The sequence below is a fragment of the Mesorhizobium sp. P2_D5 genome, from assembly GCF_056404355.1.
Window position 1 is genome coordinate 1,387,067 of the sequence record NZ_JBFUEE010000001.1, and the last position, 19,996, is coordinate 1,407,062.

At 61.7% G+C, this 19,996-nt stretch carries 15 protein-coding genes and 1 pseudogene; 10 read left to right on the forward strand and 6 right to left on the reverse strand.

Annotation, left to right across the window (positions count from 1 at the left end):
- The first annotated feature begins 44 nt into the window (after window positions 1–44).
- From AC1DYW_RS06495 to AC1DYW_RS06505, 3 genes are all read left to right on the forward strand, one after another.
- On the forward strand, window positions 45–947 hold the full coding sequence (locus AC1DYW_RS06495) for a GNAT family N-acetyltransferase (RefSeq protein WP_457151159.1): 903 nt from the start codon (window positions 45–47) through the stop codon (window positions 945–947).
- Window positions 948–1,809: 862 nt separating this feature from the next.
- Complete coding sequence (locus AC1DYW_RS06500) at window positions 1,810–2,868, forward strand: alpha-hydroxy acid oxidase (RefSeq protein WP_457151160.1); 1,059 nt, start codon at window positions 1,810–1,812, stop codon at window positions 2,866–2,868.
- Window positions 2,869–3,510: 642 nt separating this feature from the next.
- Window positions 3,511–3,780 (forward strand): hypothetical protein, encoded by a 270-nt coding sequence (locus AC1DYW_RS06505; protein ID WP_457151161.1) that lies wholly within the window; start codon window positions 3,511–3,513, stop codon window positions 3,778–3,780.
- Between the two features lie 90 nt (window positions 3,781–3,870).
- Here the strand turns inward: AC1DYW_RS06505 and AC1DYW_RS06510 are convergent, their stop codons facing one another.
- Window positions 3,871–5,076, reverse strand: coding sequence for a M14 family metallopeptidase (locus AC1DYW_RS06510; protein ID WP_457151165.1), 1,206 nt, complete (start codon window positions 5,074–5,076; stop codon window positions 3,871–3,873).
- Window positions 5,077–5,167: 91 nt separating this feature from the next.
- Here AC1DYW_RS06510 and AC1DYW_RS06515 point away from each other — a divergent pair.
- Both AC1DYW_RS06515 and AC1DYW_RS06520 read left to right on the forward strand, forming a co-directional pair.
- Window positions 5,168–5,393 (forward strand): annotated as a pseudogene (locus tag AC1DYW_RS06515) (GntP family permease); the annotation flags it as partial.
- Between the two features lie 73 nt (window positions 5,394–5,466).
- Window positions 5,467–5,772, forward strand: coding sequence for a hypothetical protein (locus AC1DYW_RS06520; RefSeq protein ID WP_457151162.1), 306 nt, complete (start codon window positions 5,467–5,469; stop codon window positions 5,770–5,772).
- A 79-nt stretch (window positions 5,773–5,851) separates the two neighbouring features.
- Here the strand turns inward: AC1DYW_RS06520 and AC1DYW_RS06525 are convergent, their stop codons facing one another.
- Together AC1DYW_RS06525 and AC1DYW_RS06530 are read right to left on the reverse strand one after the other, a co-directional pair.
- Window positions 5,852–7,504 carry an alpha/beta hydrolase gene (locus AC1DYW_RS06525; RefSeq protein WP_477225587.1) on the reverse strand — a complete coding sequence of 551 codons (1,653 nt, stop codon included), beginning with the start codon at window positions 7,502–7,504 and terminating at the stop codon, window positions 5,852–5,854.
- A 307-nt stretch (window positions 7,505–7,811) separates the two neighbouring features.
- Window positions 7,812–12,695, reverse strand: a complete 4,884-nt coding sequence (locus AC1DYW_RS06530; RefSeq protein ID WP_477225474.1) for an nSTAND1 domain-containing NTPase — start codon at window positions 12,693–12,695, stop codon at window positions 7,812–7,814.
- A 108-nt stretch (window positions 12,696–12,803) separates the two neighbouring features.
- On the opposite strand from AC1DYW_RS06530, the gene AC1DYW_RS06535 reads away from it, so the two are divergent.
- The gene (locus AC1DYW_RS06535; protein ID WP_477225475.1) at window positions 12,804–13,664 is read left to right on the forward strand and encodes a DUF1194 domain-containing protein; all 861 of its coding nucleotides are present in this window, start codon (window positions 12,804–12,806) and stop codon (window positions 13,662–13,664) included.
- A 61-nt stretch (window positions 13,665–13,725) separates the two neighbouring features.
- Here AC1DYW_RS06535 and AC1DYW_RS06540 read toward each other — a convergent pair whose 3' ends face one another.
- The 3 genes from AC1DYW_RS06540 to nthA are packed head-to-tail and all read right to left on the reverse strand — an operon-like array spanning window position 13,726 to window position 15,363.
- Window positions 13,726–14,091 carry a hypothetical protein gene (locus AC1DYW_RS06540; RefSeq protein ID WP_477225476.1) on the reverse strand — a complete coding sequence of 122 codons (366 nt, stop codon included), beginning with the start codon at window positions 14,089–14,091 and terminating at the stop codon, window positions 13,726–13,728.
- Window positions 14,078–14,716, reverse strand: a complete 639-nt coding sequence (locus AC1DYW_RS06545; RefSeq protein ID WP_477225477.1) for an SH3-like domain-containing protein — start codon at window positions 14,714–14,716, stop codon at window positions 14,078–14,080. The genes AC1DYW_RS06540 and AC1DYW_RS06545 overlap by 14 nt, the downstream gene beginning before the upstream one ends.
- On the reverse strand, window positions 14,716–15,363 hold the full coding sequence (nthA, locus tag AC1DYW_RS06550; protein WP_477225478.1) for a nitrile hydratase subunit alpha: 648 nt from the start codon (window positions 15,361–15,363) through the stop codon (window positions 14,716–14,718). The genes AC1DYW_RS06545 and nthA overlap by 1 nt, the downstream gene beginning before the upstream one ends.
- 316 nt (window positions 15,364–15,679) lie before the next feature.
- On the opposite strand from nthA, the gene AC1DYW_RS06555 reads away from it, so the two are divergent.
- The 4 genes from AC1DYW_RS06555 (at window position 15,680) to AC1DYW_RS06570 (ending at window position 19,770) form a co-directional block, all read left to right on the forward strand.
- On the forward strand, window positions 15,680–16,504 hold the full coding sequence (locus tag AC1DYW_RS06555; protein ID WP_477225479.1) for a pyridoxamine 5'-phosphate oxidase family protein: 825 nt from the start codon (window positions 15,680–15,682) through the stop codon (window positions 16,502–16,504).
- Between the two features lie 226 nt (window positions 16,505–16,730).
- Window positions 16,731–17,567 (forward strand): universal stress protein, encoded by an 837-nt coding sequence (locus AC1DYW_RS06560; protein ID WP_477225480.1) that lies wholly within the window; start codon window positions 16,731–16,733, stop codon window positions 17,565–17,567.
- A gap of 11 nt (window positions 17,568–17,578) precedes the next feature.
- On the forward strand, window positions 17,579–19,180 hold the full coding sequence (locus AC1DYW_RS06565) for an MBL fold metallo-hydrolase (RefSeq protein ID WP_457152639.1): 1,602 nt from the start codon (window positions 17,579–17,581) through the stop codon (window positions 19,178–19,180).
- 185 nt (window positions 19,181–19,365) lie between these two features.
- On the forward strand, window positions 19,366–19,770 hold the full coding sequence (locus tag AC1DYW_RS06570) for a hypothetical protein (protein ID WP_477225481.1): 405 nt from the start codon (window positions 19,366–19,368) through the stop codon (window positions 19,768–19,770).
- The last annotated feature ends 226 nt before the right edge of the window (window positions 19,771–19,996 follow it).

Below are 19,996 nucleotides of genomic sequence, written 5' to 3' on the forward strand. Positions count from 1 at the left end.
GGCCATCGGTGCGTCGCTCTCTGGTACGATAATCTTGCAGGGGCATGGACTTGAAGCCGTCCGGAAGCTTGAAAATCGATACGTTCTCGATGCGCGTCGGCGACATCGAAAGCGTCGAACTGGATCGCTTGCACGCGCTCTCGCTCTCCGTGGGATGGCCGCATCGCGCCGAGGACTGGCAATTCCTGCGCGAGTCGGGAGAAGGGTTCGTGGCGCTCGATGAGATCGGCCGGGTTCTCGGTTCGGCCATGTGGTTCGCGCATGGTGCCGATTTCGCAACCGTGGGCATGGTCATCACCTCGCCGCGGCTCCAGACCCTGGGGGCGGGGCAATGGCTGATGAAGCGGGTCTTCGACAAGGTCGTCGGCCGTGATCTGCGCCTCAATGCAACGCGCGCGGCAAGGCGGCTCTATCTCTCGCTCGACTTCCAGCCGGAGAAGACCGTTTATCAATGCCAGGGCATCGCCCGCGTGCCGACGACGGGTTGGCCGGCAAATATTCGAGGCGATGTCCGGACTTTGGACGCAAGGGATATTCCCGCCGTGATCGCGCTCGACGCGGCAGCATTTGGCGTAAGGCGGACGGCGCTCGTCGAACAGCTTTTCGCCCTCTCGGCCGGCTATGGTCTTTTCAAGAATGGCAGGCTGAACGCATTCGCGCTCTGTCGGCCGTTCGGGCGGGGCCATGTCGTGGGGCCGGTTGTGGCGGAAAGCGACGCGGATGCCGTGGCGATCGTGCGGCCGCACGTGGCCGACCATTCGGGGGCCTTCCTGCGCATAGACACCCACATGGACAAAGGCGAGTTCGCCGCCTTTCTGTCACACAGCGGAATGCCGGTTTTCGACACGGTTCTCACCATGTCGATGGGCAAACGCCTCGCCGATTTTGCCGTCGGCGGCGCATCTGCGCCGGTGACCTATGGCCTCGCCAGTCAAACTCTCGGGTAGTTTAGTCCAGGGCGCGGGCCGGCGCGGCGGTTCACGCCGGCACAATCGCGGCTAGCTGGGAGAACCGACATCGAGGCGAGACGGCTTTTTTTGCAACCATGCTGGACCAAACGCAGCAGGCCAAACTGGAAGTGTTACAGCCTTCCAAATTGCTTAAGGGGGCGTGGATCAATAGGGGTCATAGAATTAGCCGAGTTTCGATAGTGAAGCGTCGCGGAACCATACGAAACGATGCGGGAAGATTTCTGATTTTGGCCCACGAAAAATTAAATAAAATCAACGTTCTTGATACGTCCTCCGGGCCCACCAATACCTTTTCGAGATAAAGAGTATCAGCCTGGGTGGCAAAGGAGCAGAACATCAAGGTGAGCCGACGTGCGTGAGGATGTTGCTCTGTGCGGCTCCTTCGCCCAACGCCCCGTGAAAGTGCTACCTATTGTGACACCTAATTGTGATACAAATCGAGACCAGAGGCAGAAAAAAGACAATAAAAACAATATCTTGTAGAAGATGTTGATCCCAGCCAGCGGTACCAATAAATTCAGTGGTTTGTCGCATGGGGTAGGGGCGTCCTTGCCCGCTTCATGTCACACCTATGTTGCAACTGGCTACCGTTGATTTCCAAGGGTTTCCTGCGACTATCGGCAAGTCCGTGCGACATCCCCAAAAACGGCGGCGGCGCCGGGGTGAGGTTGAGCAAGCCATGAGGCTGATCAGATCATTGGTGAGACGTGCGCCGGAATGGCTGCTGCTTCAGTGGGAAAAGGCGCGGCGACGCCAAATCCTCAAGCGCTACCCCCCTTTTGGGGAGCCGGCGTGGGGTCAGCAGCCGACTTTTTTGAGATACTGATCGGATTGGTCCATGCCACTTGATATCGAAACTCGGTTTCTCTGCCTGGCGGATTTTGAACCCGCGGCGCGGGAGCTATTGCCGCACGCGGTTTATGAGTTCATTGCCGCCGGTGCTGGCGAAGAAATCACCAAGCGTGACAATGAAGCCGCATTCGACCGCATCAAGTTAAGGCCGCGCGTGCTTCGCGATGTGACAAGACTTGATACCGGGATCACGCTCTTCGGGCAAAGTCTGCCGCATCCGATCATCCTAGCCCCAATAGCATATCAGCGGCTGGCGCATCCGGAAGGCGAGGTGGCCGCGGCGCGCGGCGCCGGAGTGGCGGAAGCGGTGTTCACTCTGGGCACGACGGCGACGGCGGCGATCGAGGATTGCATGGCGGTGACCCAGTCTCCAGTCTGGTTCCTTCTCTATTGGCAAAGCGATAGCAGTTTCAATGGCGAACTCGTATCGCGCATGGCCGCACTGGGCGCAAAGGCGATCAGTGTGACGGTCGACATGCCAACACCAGGCGATCGCCGCAGGCAGTTCCGGGCAGGATTCAAAATTCCCGACAGCCTCGCAACGCCATACTTCAAGGACCGGAACACCGGCGTCCTCAAAGTTGGCACTGCGCAGCGGCGCGCCATGCCGACCTGGGCGGATATTGCCTGGCTGCGTTCTCTGACAACCCTGCCGCTTATCCTGAAGGGCATCCTCGATCCTGACGATGCCGAGCAGGCGATCGGAACCGGTGCCGATGCCATCGTCGTCTCGAACCACGGTTCGCGCAACCTCGACACCCTGCCGGCGACCATCGACGCCCTGTCCGCCATCGCGGATCGGGTGGCCGGGCGGATTCCCATCATCCTCGACGGCGGCGTGAGGCGTGGCACCGACGTTTTGAAGGCAATTGCCCTAGGGGCAAGCGCGGTCATGATTGGCCGCCCCTATGTCTACGCACTGGCAACGGATGGTGCCGAGGGCGTAGCCCATTGTGTCAACCTGCTTCGCCGGGACTTCGAGGTCGCAATGGCGCTTACCGGCCGGGCGCGGATCGGCGAGATCGACCGGTCGGTAATCTGGTGAAGCCGGACCTATTCCTTAGCGCTCTGATGGCGGCTGTGGTCCTGTCTCAAGGACGATTGACGAAGCACTCTGCCAGTTCCAGCAACCCCGCCGCACGCTCTGGAAACGGCCGGCGTCGAGTTCATCGCAGAGAGCGCCCTAGCATAGCGCCTCGTGCCCCTCAGATGTTCCTCTCGAAGGTATGAGCCACGATCGGATCTGGCGTCGATAGCTCAAATCCTTTAGCTGCCATAAAGGTCAGAACGATAGCCACAGCTATCGATGCAATCACGGTGGCGGTGCGAGCTATGATTCTCATGATCTCTACCCAAAGCTCCAGCAAATTCTCTCGGACGGGTAGGTCCGCCTTCTAAGGTCGGGATGCTCGCGGCGGATTGCAACTAACCCTTAGTCTAGGTCCAGCTTCGGCGCGCTTGGCAATGCGGGTCGGAAGCGGCCCCGCGTTTCGCTATCCCTTCGGCAGCAGCACCGGCATTTCAGAAAAGCACCAGCTAATTTGTGCTCCGCTGGGCGGAACAGCGCCGTTAGAGCCAGTGCTCCAAAAGAAAGGAGTGGACAACGCACCCAGGGCGGATTGCGTTTGCGCTCGACTGGCGCAATCCTCACCTAGGGGAAGTGAGGAAGCATGAGCAGCTTGGGCTTATGGGTCATACTCGCGACGGCGACCATGGCGATCCTTTACCTGTTGTCGTATGTCTCGATCACGATGTAGGGAGATGGCCGGGGCGTGCTGCATTTGTTGACGGTCAGCGCCCCTTCTTCACCTTCGGCGTGATCTCCTCGATCCGCACCTTGTTCTGGATAGCCAGCGTCGAGGCAGCCGGTCGGAAGCGCACCACGGTAGACAGCTATAGCTCGCACCTTGATCTGCACATCGTGCCGTTGATCGGGATCTCAAACTTACAGCGCTGAACATCGCCGCTGCACGCTCGTTTGAGGATCAACTGCGCGCAGCGGTCGTTCTCAAGCGATGATCCGAAGGGTTCGCTCGCATGGGTGAACTCACTCGGGGTAGCCCCCAACGTCCTCCGGCCCCGGCTTGTTGAAAAGGATAAATGCCAAGGGATTGCCGGGCTCGGACATTGCATCGCTGCGCAGGCCCGATATCTCTCCAGCCACGCCGCTTGCGTACTCCGCAACCACTTCGCCGAAGCTATTGCGCTGGATGGCCACCTTCTGTCCGGCCTCGACCTTGTCGTTGAGCTTGACCAGATACTCGACCAACCCGCCCTCGGTTGCCAGGATCGGGAACGCACTGTTGCCGACAAAGACGTGCACGTCCTTGCCCGTGCGTCCCATCGGCCCGGCGACGATGCCGTGATGCTTGAGCACGTTCATCGTGCCTTCCACGAATAGCCCGATCATCTCGAGGTCCAGGTGGCGGGCAGCCCCGATCTCCGGGCAAAAGGACGGGATGCCCGCGGCGTTAAACGCGTTATGGAGGACATTGGGATATGTTGGATTGTCGAAGATCTGGCCGATCGGATAGAGCTCCGCCATCGCCTTGATCTCGGGCACGTCCATCTCGGCAATATTGAATGCGGTGACCTCGAATCCGGTCGTTCCGGTATGGAAGTCGATCGCGAAGTCGGCGTTGGGCCGCAGCAGCCGGTTGAACACCAGCCCGGCGTGTCGGCTGGCCGCGGTGATGTCGTTCTCGTTCCCGGGCCACACCCGGTTCATGTCGATCAGGTCGAGGCCTCTGCCCGCGTTGGGCCATCTGCGCTGCATGCTTTCCAGGGCCGGGCGGGAGATGTCGGTGACCGCCATCACCGTGCCCGACATCTCAGCGGGGTCGAGCTGGTTCATCACGGTCTGGACCGTATGTATGGAACTCATCTCGTCGCCATGCACCCCGCTGGTCAGGATGCCGCGCTTGCCCGACTTCGCCCCCTTGGCGACGGCCACGGACACATACCAGTGCTGTCCAGTGGGACTCTCCACGCCCTGGAAATACAGAAGGTGCTTCTTGCCGGGCTCCAGGTCGTTGACGTCGAGCGTGCTGACGACTTTCTTCCCCTGGATCACATCGCCGACATAAATCGTCGCCGATGGCGCACCCGCTGCCGGAGTGGACGAGGAAGTCGCCGAGTCCTCGGCGTTCGCGGCGCCGGCGTTGGCCGCCAAGGCGGCCGCGGCGCCGACCGTTGCAATGGATGCCATTATAAGGTCGCGGCGATCAATGCCCTTTACAGATTTGTCCGACATGATGGGGCCTTTTTGCAGAAAATCCCCCGCGACTTCAAAATACTGGTATGCCGCCCAACAAGCAAGCTTGCATGATTTCTGTGCGGTAGGAAGAGGAGTAGTCCGGGCCGGTGCCAACGCTTCGGTGCTGCCAATCTTCAGCGTGGCCAGCCTTGTCGGCTCCGGCGCGGTGGTTGCGGCGGTCCCGGCTTTCGAGATCGTGTGCAATTGGGTGCTTGGGATCAAGGGCCGGCCCTTGGTCTCGCTGGCCATCGCGGCCAACATCCTCGCCTGCGCTCACAGGCTCGGCCTCGGGCGGCCTGACCGTCGCGCTCGAAGTTAGTCCCTTGACAATACGCTTTTCGGGGGAGTTGATTCTAGGGAAACCAAAGCAACGTCACGGAGAGTTCCATGCCTCGTCCCTTGTTTGCTTGCCTGGGTCTCGTTCTCAGTCTTGTCGTGCCCCTGGCTCTGCCGGCGCCCGCCCATGCCGTCACGATCAACATCAACATCGGCACCAGCCTCAACAATGGCCGAGCGATCACATGCCGAGAGGGCGAGAGGCTGCTGCGCAACCGTGGTTTTTGGAACGTCCGGCGAGTGGATTGCCGCGGGCGCCTTTTCACCTATCGGGCGCGCCGCGCCAACGGTCTGTTTGAAGTCGGGTTGAACGCGCGCAATGGCCGTGTCGTAGATATGCACCGCATCAGGCGGTGACCTCGTCGCGGGTCCGGCTGCCGCGGCCGGCCGTTCGAACCGCGAAACAATCGCATGAGGCGCCCGTCGCAAGCAGCGATCACATCCTGGCGCGCGCGGCAAGATGTTGCTTCAGTTGCGCTATCTGGTCGGCCGACCACCCCTGTGGGTCAGTCACGGCGAGCCACGCATTGACGTAGTGTTCGGGCGCAAAGACATGTCCGTAGCCCATCGGCGAGTTGGTCGACACGGCCATGTCGAGGGCGAGCTGCAGCATCGATACGATCGGGTACCACCGCAGCTCCGGCGAGACGTCCGGGCCGCGCGGCGCATTCATCCAGTCCGGACGGCGATAGAAATCGCTATAGGCGAAGAACGTCAGTGGATCGCTCGCATACTGGAGGTAGACGATGCGCAGTGGACCCCAGGGCGCGTCCCTCGGACCGGGGTCGCCGTTCTGGTTCATGAAACGGACGAAGGACCCGTCTCGGAATTGCGGCAGCCAGGCCGGTGACCCGGCATTGCGATGCTCCGTCACGCTGCGCCAGATTCTGCTCTTGAACGGCGGACCGCTCCACAGAGCCCCCTGGACAGGGTCACCAAGCATCTCGAAAAGCTCCATCGATCTCTCGGAATTCATCGCTCCCAAGCTCAGGCCATGCAGATAGAGTTTCGGCCGACTCTCGTGCGGGAGCGTCGTCCAGTATCCATAGACTGCGGCAAACAAAGCCTTTGCAGCCTCCGAGCCGTATTCCGGCTCGAGCAGCAGCGATAGCGGGCTCGACAGGTAGGAGTACTGCTGGGCCACGCTCGCCACGTCGCCGTGGTGGAGATACTCGACCGTATCCATCGCAGAGGGATCGACCCAGCCGGTGCCGGTGGGGGTGATGACGACGAGTACGGAGCGTTCGAAGGCGCCGACGCGTTTCAATTCATCGAGGGCGATTTGCGCCCTTTCCTCCGCCGTGTCGGCGACACCGAGCCCGACATAGACCCGGATAGGTTCGAGCGCATCGGCGTGCGTGAACGCGCGTATCTCGGCGGCGGTGGGTCCTGTCGCGATGAATTCGCGTCCTGCCCTTCCAAGTTCTTTCCAGCGGACGAGGGAAGCCGAGCTGCCGGTCTTGAGCGGAGATTCAGGTTGCGGTCGGTCCGGCTCGATGAGGGCGTCAACCGCCGCGAAGGACGAATCGGCCAAGTGCAGCACGTAGCGGAAGAGCACACCGTTTGCCATCGTCCAGAACAACAGTATCGCGACTGCGAAACCGATCACCTTCGAAACCCTGCGTGGGACGAAGCGGCCCAACCTTTCTGAAAACCAACGGGAGATACCTTTGAAGAGCCTGGCAAGCGCGATGACCACCAGGAACGTAGCGATCGCAATGAAACAGACCTCAACCGGATGCGCGCTCGTCACGGGTTCGAGCTGCATCAGTCGACGGATCGAGTTCTGCCATTCCGCCGCCCACCACAGAAACAGTATGGCGATGACGGCGCAAGCGGCCGCGACAGCAATCTTGAGAGAGAGCAGAAGCCGCTCACGCGGTTCCGGCAGTTCCATATAGGTCCATAGCCAGCGCCAGGCGACTCCGATGCCGTATCCGACGGCGAAACATGCCCCGGACAGCACGCCTTGGGTCAGGTAGGTGCGGGGAATGAGCGTCGGAGTAAGCGAGGCGACGAAGAACAGCGTGCCCAAAGCGAGGCCGCCGGCGGAAAGCGAGCGCCAGAACCTTGTCACCCAGCTGCGCATACGCCCGTTTCGCTTCCCTTTGGGATGAATTGTCTCGGGATGATTACGATGGGCATCATGGCTCGCTCTCGCGTTTAATAGAAGGACGCAGCTGCTGAAATTTCCGTTTGCCTCGTCCGGCAAGGCGCACCATGTACTCGGTTGAGCGTCGACCTTTCGCGCCGACGCCACCACGACCGCCAGCGTGGTCGCCTGCGACGTCAGCTTTCAGGAAGCGGCAAAGCTGGCCTCTACAGTCGAGATGCGGCGCTGAGTTGCCCGTTCCAGCAGCCGGCTCAGGCGGCAAAATCTGACTCCATTGTCGACCTCAGCCCGGACAAGTACCAATTGCAGGGTCTTCAGGAAGGAAGAAGCTTCGCCGCTCGCAAGGGGTGAGTTCGCGAGGCACGGTGCGCCGGGCGAAGTCAATGAGGTCCCTGGGTGTCTGGAAGACGCGAACGATGCGGACGCTTTCCTCGCCGGAAACAATTGCGATCTGGGTGCCGTCGGAACTGAAAGCTGCGCGTGTAAGGCCCGGTCGAACGGTCGCTTCGTCCTGGCTGGCAAGGACGGCAATCTGGCGCCCCGATTGCGTCGCCCATAGCCGGACCGTGCGATCTTCGGATGACGCGGTCACGACATACAATCCACTGGGACTGAACTGGGCGCTGTCCACCGCGCCGCTGTGGCCCCTAAGAACGGTCCTTTCCAGTCCGCCAGCGACGCTCCAGATCCGGACGGTTCCATCGCGTGAGGCCGTCATCAGCGACTGGCCGTCGGGACTGAAGGAGACCACCGTCACCTCGCCGGTATGTCCCTCTAGCGTTACGACGTTTGCTCCATTCGTGGTCGACCAAATTCGGGCCGTGTGGTCGAGTGAGCCCGTGGCGACCAGTTGACCGTCCGGGTTGAAGGCCGCTGCCGTGATGCGATCCCGGTGCCCCACAAGGGCCTTAAGCTCAGCCCCGCCCGCCTTCAGGAGGTGGCCCGCATTGTCTTCCCTGGCCGCGAAGACCAGACGTTCGTCGGGGCTAAGAATGGCCTGCGGCAGCTTGCTGCTTGAATTGATGACGGCCAGCTCGGTACCGGTCACCGCATCCCACAGCTGCGCGGTACCGTCGATCGATGCGGAAACAAGCGATTTGCCGTCGCGACCAAACTGGATCTGGATCAGTCCGCCATGGGCTCGGAACTGGGCGGTCTCGAATCCCCTGGCAACCTCCCAAATTCGGACCTGGCCCCCAAGAGATGCCGTCGCGACGCGCCTTCCATCGGGACTGAACGTCGCGCGTTGAACGATCTCATGTGTATCGAGCCGGATGATCTCGCGGCCGCTCACGACATCCCAGAGATGCGCCGCGCTGTCGCCGCCACCGGTCAACAGGTGGATATTGTCGGCACTGAAGACCGCGAAAGTCGGCCGATATTCATGAGAGAGCGTGGTCGTCAGTGCGCCGTCGACGTCCCACAGCCGAGCTGTGCCATCGTGCGAAGCGGTGAGAAGAATGTTGCTGTCGGCCGGGCTGAATTCCAGATGCTCGACCAAAGATTCATGACCGGCGATCGTCGTGACCAACGAGGCGCGTTCAACGTCCCAGATGCGGACCGGCCCATTGACCGAAGCAGTCGCCAGAAAGCGGTCGTCCGGGCTGAAAGCACCGTTCATCTCTTCATCGCGTTCATCCGCACCGATATCGGCGAGCTTCAAACCCGAAACCTCCTGGCCGAGCAGGTCATGCAACGTTCCCAACGATCCATCCCAAATCCGGGCAGCGCCGTCGAGTGATACGGTGGCGATCCGCTGACCCCCGTGACTGAAAATCACGCCGTTCAATTGCGTGTCGCTCTTGTGGCCGTCCAGCTTCGCGATCTCCATTCCTTTCGACGCATCTAAAAGGCTGGAAGTGCCGCCGTATGAAAGCGGGCCGCATGCGCCAGCCAGCAGCCGGCCCCCGTCCGGGCTGAACGCCAGGCTATAGGGCCGGGAGTTCACCCGGAATGACCGCGTCAGTGCGCCATCCGCGGTACTCCAGATCGAAACAAAGTGCTTGCGTGCCGTCGCGAAGCTGTGACCGTCCGGACTGAAGCCAGCCCGTGCATATCCGTCGCTTCTTACACTCACGACTTTTCTTCCGGTCCGGGCGTCCCAGAGCACTGCATCGCTGTTCTCCCCCGCCGTCAGCACCTGGTTGCCATTCGGGCTGAAGATTGCGGTTGGATAATTGCCTACCGGCTGCAGGATGAAGAGCTGTTCTCCCGAGATGGCGTTCCAGACGCGTGCAGTGCCGTCCCTCGCGGCCGTCAGGATACGGCTCCCGTCCGGGCTGAACTCAGCCCTCTCCACGGCCCCTCCATGACCTTTTAGAACCGCAGTTTCGGCACCGCTGGAGATGTCCCAGACGCCTGCAGTTTTATCGTAGGATGCAGTGACGATGTGATCGCCGCTCGGATTGAACGCCGCATCCGCGACGCCGGCACCATGCCGGAAGATTTTGATCTGGTGGTGCGCCAGCAGGGCCTTGAAGAGGGCTGCCTCCGCTTCAAAGAGATAGGGCCGCTCGGACGGGTCTTTCGAGGACAGTGCTTCGAGCGCCAACAGGATCGCAGCCTCGGTGTTGCCTCTCGCCGTGGACTGCTGCGAGAGAAACGCGAGCGAAAGAGACTGGTTGCGCAGCGCCAGGTCGCGTTGCGACCTTGCTTCCTCCTGCGCCCTGAAGGCGACCAGTGCACCTGCGCCCGCCATGAGAGCGAGCATTATCGCCACAATCGCGGCATTGCGCGTACGGCGGGCAAGCCGGTTTGCCGCGGCAGCCGCGAGGCTCCGGCGCTCGGCCTCGCGCTCACGGCGCTCGCGTTTTGCCTCTTCTGCGGCCTCGATCAGCGCCAGCTCTGTGTGCCGGTCCTTCTCCTCTTTCTGCTGATGGGCACGCAAGGACGCCTCGATGTATTCAAGTACGTCATCGTCGACCTCCTCCCGTCTTGACAACATCAGCTCTTCGCCCTCCGCGAGACGTTTGCCGGACGGAAGGAGAAGCTCTCGATTCCTGCTCTCCAGGTGCCATCGGTGGGTGTCGGCCCTGAGGCGTTCGCGCGTCTCGAGAAAGTCCCGGTTTGCATTCACAATGTCACCGGCGCGCGGCCAACGGCTCAACAGTGCTTCATGTGCAACGCGGACGAAGACATGCCCTCCGGCGTCCTCGTCGCTGACGAGGAGCCGTGCGTCGATCAGGGCCCTGACGAGGGCCGATCGCGAGGGGGTGCCTGCAATTTCGGTGAACAGGGCCGGACGTGCCGTGACCGTTTCATCGCCAGGACTTGCCGTGGTGAGCGCGCGCAGCACCGCGGGTAAGGCCTCCTGGATGTTGGGCGCCAGCAAGTCCACGACTTCGTCGGCGCGGCGCGCGATTGCGCCTTCGAGCCCGCCGAGCGCGCGATAATGCGCAAAGGTGAGAACTCGGCGCTCGCGGCCGGCCTCGTACAACGCGTCGAGCACGAACTCGAGAAGCGGCAATGATCCGGGATCGGCAGCTGCTGCCTCCTGCAGCACATCGTCGAGCCGCCCCAGTTCGGCACTCTCCTCGAAGCGGAGCCCGGCGACGCCCGCCGGTTCGCGGATGATCTGCCCGATCTCTGGGCCAGTCGGCGGCAGGAGTTCGTAGCTGGAGAGGCCGTCCTTGAGCGCCGAGAAACCCCGGACCTCTCCGCAGCGGTGAAAAAAGTCCGAACGGATCGCCGCTATCACCCAGGCCAGTCCGCTCGCGGCCAGCACCGCCATGAGCCGCACGAGGGCCTCGCGCGTCGCCGGCTGCTTCTCCGTCGTGAACAGCTCCTCCAGCTGATCAATGGCGACAAGCAATCTGATCTGCGGGCGGGCCGGCCCGGCGGCCTCGCGAAGTGCCTGTCGGATCATCGCCAGTGCCCGATCCGGCGTGCTCCTGCAGAGCCGAGCAAACTCCGCGGCTGTTACTTCGGAGGCCAGCTCCGGCACAGCAGTTTCGCGAAGCAGTGCCGCAGCCAGCACAGCGAATGGATCCGGTCCTTCGGAGAGGCGGATCAGGCAGCGGCGCCACAGGGATATGCCTGCCACGGCTCCAGGCAGTGTCAATGACGGCAGCAGGCCAGCGCGCAGGAGGGAAGACTTGCCGCATCCGCTCATACCGTAGATGAGCAGGAATGCCGTGCCACTTGCTGCCTGCTGCTCAAGTCTTGCGGTGCAGGCCGCAATCGCCCGCGCTCGGCCGAAGAAGAGATCGGCATCTTCGAATTCGAAGGCATCGAGACCACGAAATGGTGACCTGACCGGTTCCTCCGCAGCAAGGGGTACGCGGTAGATGCGCAAGGCGCGTGCGACGTTCTTCAGCTTGTGCTCGCCGAGATCGACGAACTCCAGCGAGAGTCGGTCTTGAGCCTGGGCGCGCACCGCTTCCGTGACGCAAATCCCGCCCGGTCGTGACAATGTTTGCAGATGAGCGGCGACCTCGACGGCCTCGCCCGCGAGGTGGTCGCCCTCGGCGACGGCATAACCCAGGTGAACGCCGATGCGGAAGCGCAGGCGCTTTACCTCGGGAACTTCGCGGTTCCGCCTATCGACCTCATGCTGGATCTCGCCCGCACACCGCATCGCCTCGACAGGGCCGGAGAACTCGGCGACCACGCTCTCTTCGGCGCTCCAGAACACACCATCCGCATGTTCAACCAGCAGCCGATCGATGATCTGCCTGTATGCCCGGAAAGTTGCAGCGGAGATCGGCTCATCCATGCCTGTCAGCCGGCCCCCGGCGGCCACTTCGGCGGCCAGGATGGTGGCCATTCTCGGTGCGGCATTTGAGGGAAGGACTAGCCTGTATCCGCGCCTCGGAACCGTCTGCACGACGGCCTGCCGATTGTCGTTGAGCGCCGCACGGATCTCGTGAATGCATTGCACCAGGCTGTCGTCGGTCACGGCTATGCCGTTCCAGACTGCCTTCATCAGGTCGTCCTTGGTGATGACGCGATCAGCGTTTTCCAGAAGGTGACGAAGCACCGCGAAGGTCTGGTGGCGAAGTGCGATTGTCCTGTTGGACTTGTCGCGCAAGGTCTCGCTGCTCAGATCGGCGGTAATGCCGTTGAGTACGAACGTCGTGGGCGGCGAGCTATTCAAGCCGGTTCCCTCACGCACGAAGCCGCAGTCCAATTCTTCGATCTTAGCACGGTTCGCGCTGCGAAGAGTCATCGCCATCCAGACCGGCGGGGAGCGCAGATTTCGGCAAATGATCGGAAGCCGTTCGTGACCAAAGAGACGCCTCGGACCGACAATTGCATTGTCAGCGGGAGGCTCGCCATGGACTACTTGGTGCGGATTGCTCGATCTGCCGGAGCAAGACCGGTGCCACAGCTCACGGGCCTCTGCCTGCTCAGTCTGTTCTTCGCGATGGCGTCACAGGCTCACTCGACCGACCGTCGCGCAGACGACCTGACCGAAGTCGATCTGCAATTGATCCTTGCCGTGGACGTCTCGCCCTCGATGAGCAAGGTTGAGCAAAGAGTGCAACGCGACGGCTACGTCGATGCTTTCCGCCACACGGACATCGCCAGGGCAATCAAGTCGGGAGAGCGGGGCAGGATCGCAGTGCTTTATCTGGAGTGGGCCGGCCCACGTCAGCAAACAGTCATTGTGCCGTGGACAATTGTCGAAAGCCTCGACGATGTTCTGACTTTGGCAGACAGGCTTGCGGCGCTGCCGTTGACTGAAGGCCGCGGAACGTCGATTTCCGGCGCATTGTCGGCCGCGAATGATCAGTTCGCGAAGAGTGGCTTGCGCAGCCCGCGCAGGGTTATTGACGTATCCGGCGACGGACCCAACAATGCCGGAGCACTCCTTGACCCCATCCGGCAGGTTCTTCTTGCGGAAGGCGTGACGATCAACGGGCTGCCTATCGCAATGCCCCGCATTGGCGGGGCCGACGGGTTTGCGATGTACGACCGTTCCAACCTCCAATCCTATTTCGAGCGCTGTGTCATTGGCGGGCCAGACGCATTTACAATCGGCGTCACCGAGGCCGCTATGTTCGCGACTGCAGTTCGTCGAAAGCTGGTGCGTGAAATCTCCATGAACATGGGTCAGGTGATCCACGCCAGCTACACCGTGCGTTCACACCGCACGGTCGATTGCAACGGGATAGCTCAGGTGCCGGGCCGGTAGCGATGGGCAACTGGGTGACCGCGTTGTAGAGGTGGGCAGCAACGCGCACCGCTGCCTACAGTCAAATTGAATCTGCTTGCGGACCCAGGGCCACTGGCTTGCCATGCGGTGTCGTCAGGTAGGCGTTTCGCCAATCCTGTTGGCGTCTGTCCACCTCGGCTCGCAGGGCGAACTGGCTCCTGTCGAGTATCTGCTCCAGAGCGCTGAGAAAGGCCCCGTAATAGATCGCGTCGGGGTCCATGGCTGTATCGGTCGCCCGTCGATCAAGCTCGGCGCCCAAGGTCTGAGACCAATCCTCGGCTTCGATCTTTCCGTCGGCGATGAGCAGCTCGACCAACGCAATGACCTGAGCGTGCCATTGCTCGGAGAAGACAGGTTCGCCATCGCGATGGCGCCGTGCGCGACGGGCAATCTCAGGCCGGCTCAAGATAGCTGTCCCACATGTCGATCCGCAGGCTGTCTGCGCTGTCGCCGGCTTCAGGCCAAAGATCCGACATCCGAAACCGCACGACGTATGTCTGCTCGCGCCGTATCGTGCCGACAGCTTTCTCGTCGGGCAAAGGCTGTGGCCCGTTCACGCTGTCGACAACCCCGGGTCGGCCGCGGACATACCCAGCCAGCCGCGTGTGCATTGTGGCGACGTCGCGCCGTGCCACAATCTTGTCGCCAGCCTTGAACCTTGCCCCTGTGGGCGAGACCTCGACCGCAGGCCTGGGCGCCTCGTATTCGAAGGTTCGACTTGAGGCACTGCCGTCGAAGAACTCCTGAACGCCCGCGACACCTTCATCCACAGACGTGACCATCATGCCCAGAATCCACTTCTCGAAATAGTCGAGGCCGAGGTAGGCGTCCGGGGGAAGCCTTTCCAAGACGTGGCGATACCAATCGAGCGTCCAGCCCGTGCGATCCGTCGTCAGCTTTTTCATCGACATCATGGCGATCGCCCATGTTCGCGCCTTCCATTCATCGGAAAACAGCGCCGAGTCATCTTCTGCGACGTTTGGGATCGGCCTGAACCCTTGCCTGCCGCCGAGGTCGTGTACCGTATCCATCACCCCACCTCCTGCTTTGGCGACAGATCCCTCATCGTCCCGATCATTGCATTGCGCGTCACGAGGCCGGCAAGGTCCTCTTCGGTCCAGCCGTCCGTCCCTTCTGGACGCTCCGGGACCACCATGTACCGCCGGTCTGAAGTCGAGTCCCACACCGTGACCTCAACCTTGTCCGGCAGGTCGGTTCCGAATTCGGCGAGAACGCCACGCGGATCGCGGACCACTCGCGCCCGGTACTCGGTCGACTTGTACCAAGATGGAGACATTCCCAAGATTCCAACCGGATAGCAGGAACACAAGGTACACACGACAACGTTGTGAATCTCCGGCGTGTTGAACACTGCGACAAGGGGGTAATCCTTCCTGACGCTTGGGACGATTTCCGAAAACGCCTCGGCCGCATGTTTCGCCAGCCGTTCGGCGAACTTGGGATCAGTCCACGCCCGCGCGATGACCTTGGCTCCATTCATCGGACCTACGTTTTCCGAGTAGTCGTCGAGCCACTTGTCCACGGCGTCGGCCGCCAGAAAGCCTTTCTCGACCAGAACCGTCTCCAGTGCTCTCAGGCGAAGCGCCGGTTCAGGCGGAAGATGGCTGTGCAATTCCCGATGAAGTTTGGCAACCTTGTCGGAATCGTATGAACTCATTGATGCCCTCCCTGAGTATCATTCTTCGCACCGCGCTGGGTTGGATTTTTAGGGTTGCGTGGCTAACTCCTCGCCGACCATCAATGACCAGTTTATTGGAGCGGTGCACTCGAGTCATTGACTTTCTGACCTCACGTCAGCTTAAAGGTCGAAGCCGATGTCTTGCTGCTTTGGGGCCCCTGCATGCGGCGACCGAACCGGGCGCCCACTAGGGCACGCGCCAGGCGCGACACCATTGCAGTTCGACACTCCGATATGATCGGCCCTTGATATCGTGTAAAACGATAGGGGTCCTCAGTGCTTCCGGAATGAGACGATGCGCCCGGCCAAGATCCGTCATTCGAGAAGTGATGGCGAGGATCGCGTACACAGAGCGATGGGCATGAGCTCGCGCGATCTGGTGCTCGTGCCTGGCTTTCTCTCGCGATTGCATCGCAGGCAGCCCATGCTACCGGCGGCGAGGGCCTCGCGCCTGTCGTACGACTTGCCGCATCACTCAGGATCGGACCATCACCCGAGTTGTGAAGGAGGAACGTCCATGACCGGCGAAGCATTCTACCACGAAGGCAATCGCTCTCTGCAGGACCGCTTCGAGAGCCGGCGCATCGCTGACCGCCTGGCAGAGATGGCACGGACGGCCTTCACCGACGAGGATAAGGCGTTCATCGAGAATGCGATTTACTTCTTTCTTGCCACGGTCGACGCCGAGGGACGGCCAGATTGCTCGTTCAAGGGCGGCCCCGCCGGCTTCGTGCGTGTCATTGGGCCATCGGAGCTGGCGTTCCCGGATTATGACGGCAACGGCATGTTCAGGAGCCTCGGCAACCTCGACGTCAATCCGAACGTCGCGCTGTTGTTCATCGCCATGCACGGCACGCCGCGCCGCCTGCGCGTTAACGGCGCCGCCCGAATCGACCGAGACGATCCGCTAACAGGCAGGACGGTCGGCGCACAGATGATGGTACGCGTGGAGGCGCGCGTGATCTTCCCGAACTGTCCGCGCTACATCCCGACGATGCAGCTCAGCGAGCCGTCGCCCTTCACGCCCATGCCGGGCTGCGATCTGATCGAACCTGCCTGGAAGGGCTTCGACGCCTTCAAGGACGACATCCATCCGCGCCAGCCGACATGGAAAGGCTGATCGACGGCAATCACGCTGTCACCCCAAAACCCGCGAAGCGCCAAGATAGGCAGTGACGCGGCCCTCCAAGTCAACTCCATCTCGCGGCGCTAGCTGGGCTCAGCTTGGCCGACCCTGCTGCTCAGTATTTGAAGGATCGCATTTGCGCTGGGTCAAAGCTCGTCTCATCCATCGTGACTACAAGATGGTGATGGCAGTTGGCCGTTCGACCATGGAGACGATTCCAATGAAGCTGATGGCATCCCTGTCCTTGGCGACTTATCCAGACGCGAACTCCTCGAAAATCGCGGCGAACTCGGTCGCCCTCGTCAAGCAGATCGACGCATCGCTTGATGCTGTTGCCATCAATGTCGACATTCCCGACGTTTCGAACGCGCTGTCGAGCTACCTGCTTGATCTTCCGAGCAAGATACGAGAGGTCGAGGCGACCAGCCGCACGTGCGGCAGTGTTCTGCTAGAGGCCATTACGCAAGAAGCGGCACATAGCGGTGTGGCCCTCACGACGCAGGGGCTGAGCGCACCACCGGCCCTGATGGGCGAGGTTGCCGCAAACCACTCCCGCTATTTCGATATCTGTCTGGTTGGCTGGGCGCCGGCCAACCAGACGGCGCGGATGATAGCCGAGGCGATATTGTTCAGTTCGGGTCGACCGACCGTGCTTCTTCCCGACTCCACTGACGTCGGGGTTCTTGGACATGTCGTTATCGCCTGGGACGGCAGCCGAGTCGCCGCCCGGGCCGTTGCCGATGCAAAGGCGTTTCTCGAACGTGCCTCGATGGTCACTGTTGTGACCGTGACTGACGAAAAACCGCTTCCGGGGCAGGACATCGGCGAACGCCTTGCGCAGGGCCTGAGGACGCGTGGCCTGGTGGCCGAGGCCGCCTCTATTCAAGCGGGGAAACGTTCAATCGGAACTGCCCTACAGGAACACGCTCTCAAGGTCGGCGGCAACCTGCTTGTCATGGGCGGATACGGGCATTCCCGCGTCAGGGACTTCGTGCTCGGCGGAGCCACCGAGGGCATTCTCGCCGATATGCGCCTGCCTGTTCTCCTGTCGCATTAGGTCGTCGCGAGATGAGAGGCGAGACGGATCCAGTCCTGCGCTTCCACGGCGCGGCCCATGGCGTCACGGGCTCATGCTATGAGATCGAGACGCCGCATTCGCGTATCCTCATCGACTGCGGCCTGTTCCAAGGTTCCAAGTCCGAGAGGGAACTGAACTATGGTGCATTCCCGTTTCCACCGGACGCGATTGACGCTGTCATCCTGACCCATGCGCATATCGACCACAGTGGCCTTTTGCCGAAACTGGTCAAACAGGGCTTTTCCGGTCCGATCCATACGACCCGTGCCACGATTGATCTCTGCTCGGTCATGCTGCCGGACGCGGCGCATATCCAGGAGACGGAGGTCGAGCACCTGAACCGTCGCAATGCGCAGCGCGGGCGCCCGCCCGTCGAGCCGATCTACGGTCAGCAGGATGCCGCCGCGTGCATGACATTGTTTCGGGCTTCGGAATATGGCGAATGGACCACCATCGCCGAAGGCGTTCGTACCCGCTTCTGGAACGCGGGCCACCTGCTTGGTTCGGCGTCGGTAGAGCTCGAGATCGACCGACATGATGTGCCGCTGAGCATCGTGTTTTCGGGCGACATCGGCCCAGGCCACAAGCTGCTTCAGACCGATCCCGAGGGGCCGGCCGACGTTGACTATCTGATCTGCGAATCGACTTATGGCGACCGGGACCGCCCGGACGTTTCGCCCGAACGGCGGCGATCTCAGCTCGGTGACGTCGTGCGCGGCGCCGCCAAGGCCGGCGGCCCCCTCATTATTCCGTCCTTCGCCGTAGAGAGGACGCAAGAACTGCTGATCGACCTGTATCTGCTCATGAAAGCCGGGGAGGTGCCATCAGCCCTGGTTTTTGTTGACTCGCCGCTGGCGACGCGCGCCAGCGCGATTTTCGACCGGCATGCCGACGAGATCGAACAGGGCAACGTGCTGCGCCAGGCCCTCGGTTCAAAAGAGTTGCGCTTCACCGAGACAGTGGAGCAAAGCAAGGCGATCAATCGCCTGAGTGGCTTCTTCGTGGTGATTGCAGCCAGTGGCATGTGCGACGCGGGGCGTATCCGCCATCATCTCAAGGCCAATCTCTGGCGCAGGAACGCCACGGTGATGATGGCCGGATATCAGGCCCAGGGGTCGCTCGGGAGGATCCTGCTGGACGGCGCGCAGCGCGTGCGCATCCAGGGTGAGGAAGTCGAGGTCAAGGCCCGTATCAGCCTGTTCGACCTTTATTCCGGACATGCCGATGCCAGTGAACTGGTCGCCTGGATCAGGGCCCGAACTCCGGTGAAGCAGCAGGTGTTCTTGACGCATGGAGAGGAGGCTGGACTCGGCGGCCTGCGTAGAAGGCTTGCAGGACTGATACCCGACGACAAGATCATCATCCCGAGGCTGGACGATGCTTTCCAATTGACCCCCGGTCGCAGTTTGCCGGTCGAGGTCAACGAGCCCCGCCGATTGAAGCCGGAAAAGATTGCCCGCCTCGACTGGCACAATGACCTTTCAAAACTTCTCCTGGACGTAAACGAGGCGGTCAGCGCGGCGACCGATGAACGGGGTCGCGCCGCGGTGATCAGGCGCATGCGCAGGGCGCTCGAGGACAAGGACGTGTAGGGTGGCCTTCTTGGTAACTGGTCCCCTGCACCGGCGCCTTTGTCCTCATAGAGGCCGGGCTGCTCGAACGGGCGCCGCGGGAAGGCGCGATTTCCTGACCTTGAGGCGGAAGAAGATCGCATCGTCTACGGCGAGCGATACCTTGAAGATCGTCACCATTTGACGATGCCGACGCCGGCGATATTGTGAACAGCATGACCGACCAGCCCAACCGCCCGGACGACTATCCCGATCGCCAGATCGATCGCCAGCAGGAAACAGGTTTTGAGCGCAGAGTTCCCTTGCCCGCTGGCTACCGACAAGGTGCCATCTCCGCGATCACCGTGCTGCTCGGATTTTCGCTTCTTTTCCTGCGGTACTGGAATTTCGAAGTCGAGGGCGGATGGACGTTTGCCTCGATCCTGGCGACGCTGCTGCTGGCACTGGCCATCGTCCTTCAGTTCGTTGCGCTGTGGCGGTCGTTGCTCCCACGAGACGACGACGAGCCGGTTTATCAGGTCACGCTGCGCTGGTTCCTCGCCTCGATCGTCGCTCTCCTTGCGGGCGTGCTGCTCGCCGGTCTGACGGCTTCGCACGTCTTCAATCTTTGATCGATTCCCGGCCGCTCGACTGTCCGCGTTGCGCAGATCAGCACGCTCGCATCTGGGAAGTCCTTGGGTCTTCTGAGATCTGGCGATAGCCCCGCCGCCCTCCAGCCTGGCGCCTATTTCGCCTCGGGCGGTTCCCCCCGAGCCCGAACCTCCCGTAGATCGGGCGGCCCTCGCTGCGGGTCGGCGCTTCGTGGCGGCGAGAGATGTTAAGCCTTGCGCAATCTTC

Bases quoted from the DNA above. Each gene is read 5' to 3' on its own strand.
- AC1DYW_RS06520 (WP_457151162.1), top strand. From the start codon at position 5,467: ATGCCTCGTCCCTTGTTTGCTTGCCTGGGTCTCGTTCTCAGTCTTGTC.
- nthA (WP_477225478.1), bottom strand. From the start codon at position 15,363: ATGAGTTCATACGATTCCGACAAGGTTGCCAAACTTCATCGGGAATTG.
- AC1DYW_RS06530 (WP_477225474.1), bottom strand. From the start codon at position 12,695: ATGACTCTTCGCAGCGCGAACCGTGCTAAGATCGAAGAATTGGACTGC.
- AC1DYW_RS06495 (WP_457151159.1), top strand. From the start codon at position 45: ATGGACTTGAAGCCGTCCGGAAGCTTGAAAATCGATACGTTCTCGATG.
- AC1DYW_RS06505 (WP_457151161.1), top strand. From the start codon at position 3,511: ATGGGTCATACTCGCGACGGCGACCATGGCGATCCTTTACCTGTTGTC.
- AC1DYW_RS06565 (WP_457152639.1), top strand. From the start codon at position 17,579: ATGAGAGGCGAGACGGATCCAGTCCTGCGCTTCCACGGCGCGGCCCAT.
- AC1DYW_RS06525 (WP_477225587.1), bottom strand. From the start codon at position 7,504: ATGCGCAGCTGGGTGACAAGGTTCTGGCGCTCGCTTTCCGCCGGCGGC.
- AC1DYW_RS06500 (WP_457151160.1), top strand. From the start codon at position 1,810: ATGCCACTTGATATCGAAACTCGGTTTCTCTGCCTGGCGGATTTTGAA.
- AC1DYW_RS06510 (WP_457151165.1), bottom strand. From the start codon at position 5,076: ATGTCGGACAAATCTGTAAAGGGCATTGATCGCCGCGACCTTATAATG.
- AC1DYW_RS06545 (WP_477225477.1), bottom strand. From the start codon at position 14,716: ATGGATACGGTACACGACCTCGGCGGCAGGCAAGGGTTCAGGCCGATC.
- AC1DYW_RS06535 (WP_477225475.1), top strand. From the start codon at position 12,804: ATGGACTACTTGGTGCGGATTGCTCGATCTGCCGGAGCAAGACCGGTG.
- AC1DYW_RS06560 (WP_477225480.1), top strand. From the start codon at position 16,731: ATGAAGCTGATGGCATCCCTGTCCTTGGCGACTTATCCAGACGCGAAC.
- AC1DYW_RS06555 (WP_477225479.1), top strand. From the start codon at position 15,680: ATGCGCCCGGCCAAGATCCGTCATTCGAGAAGTGATGGCGAGGATCGC.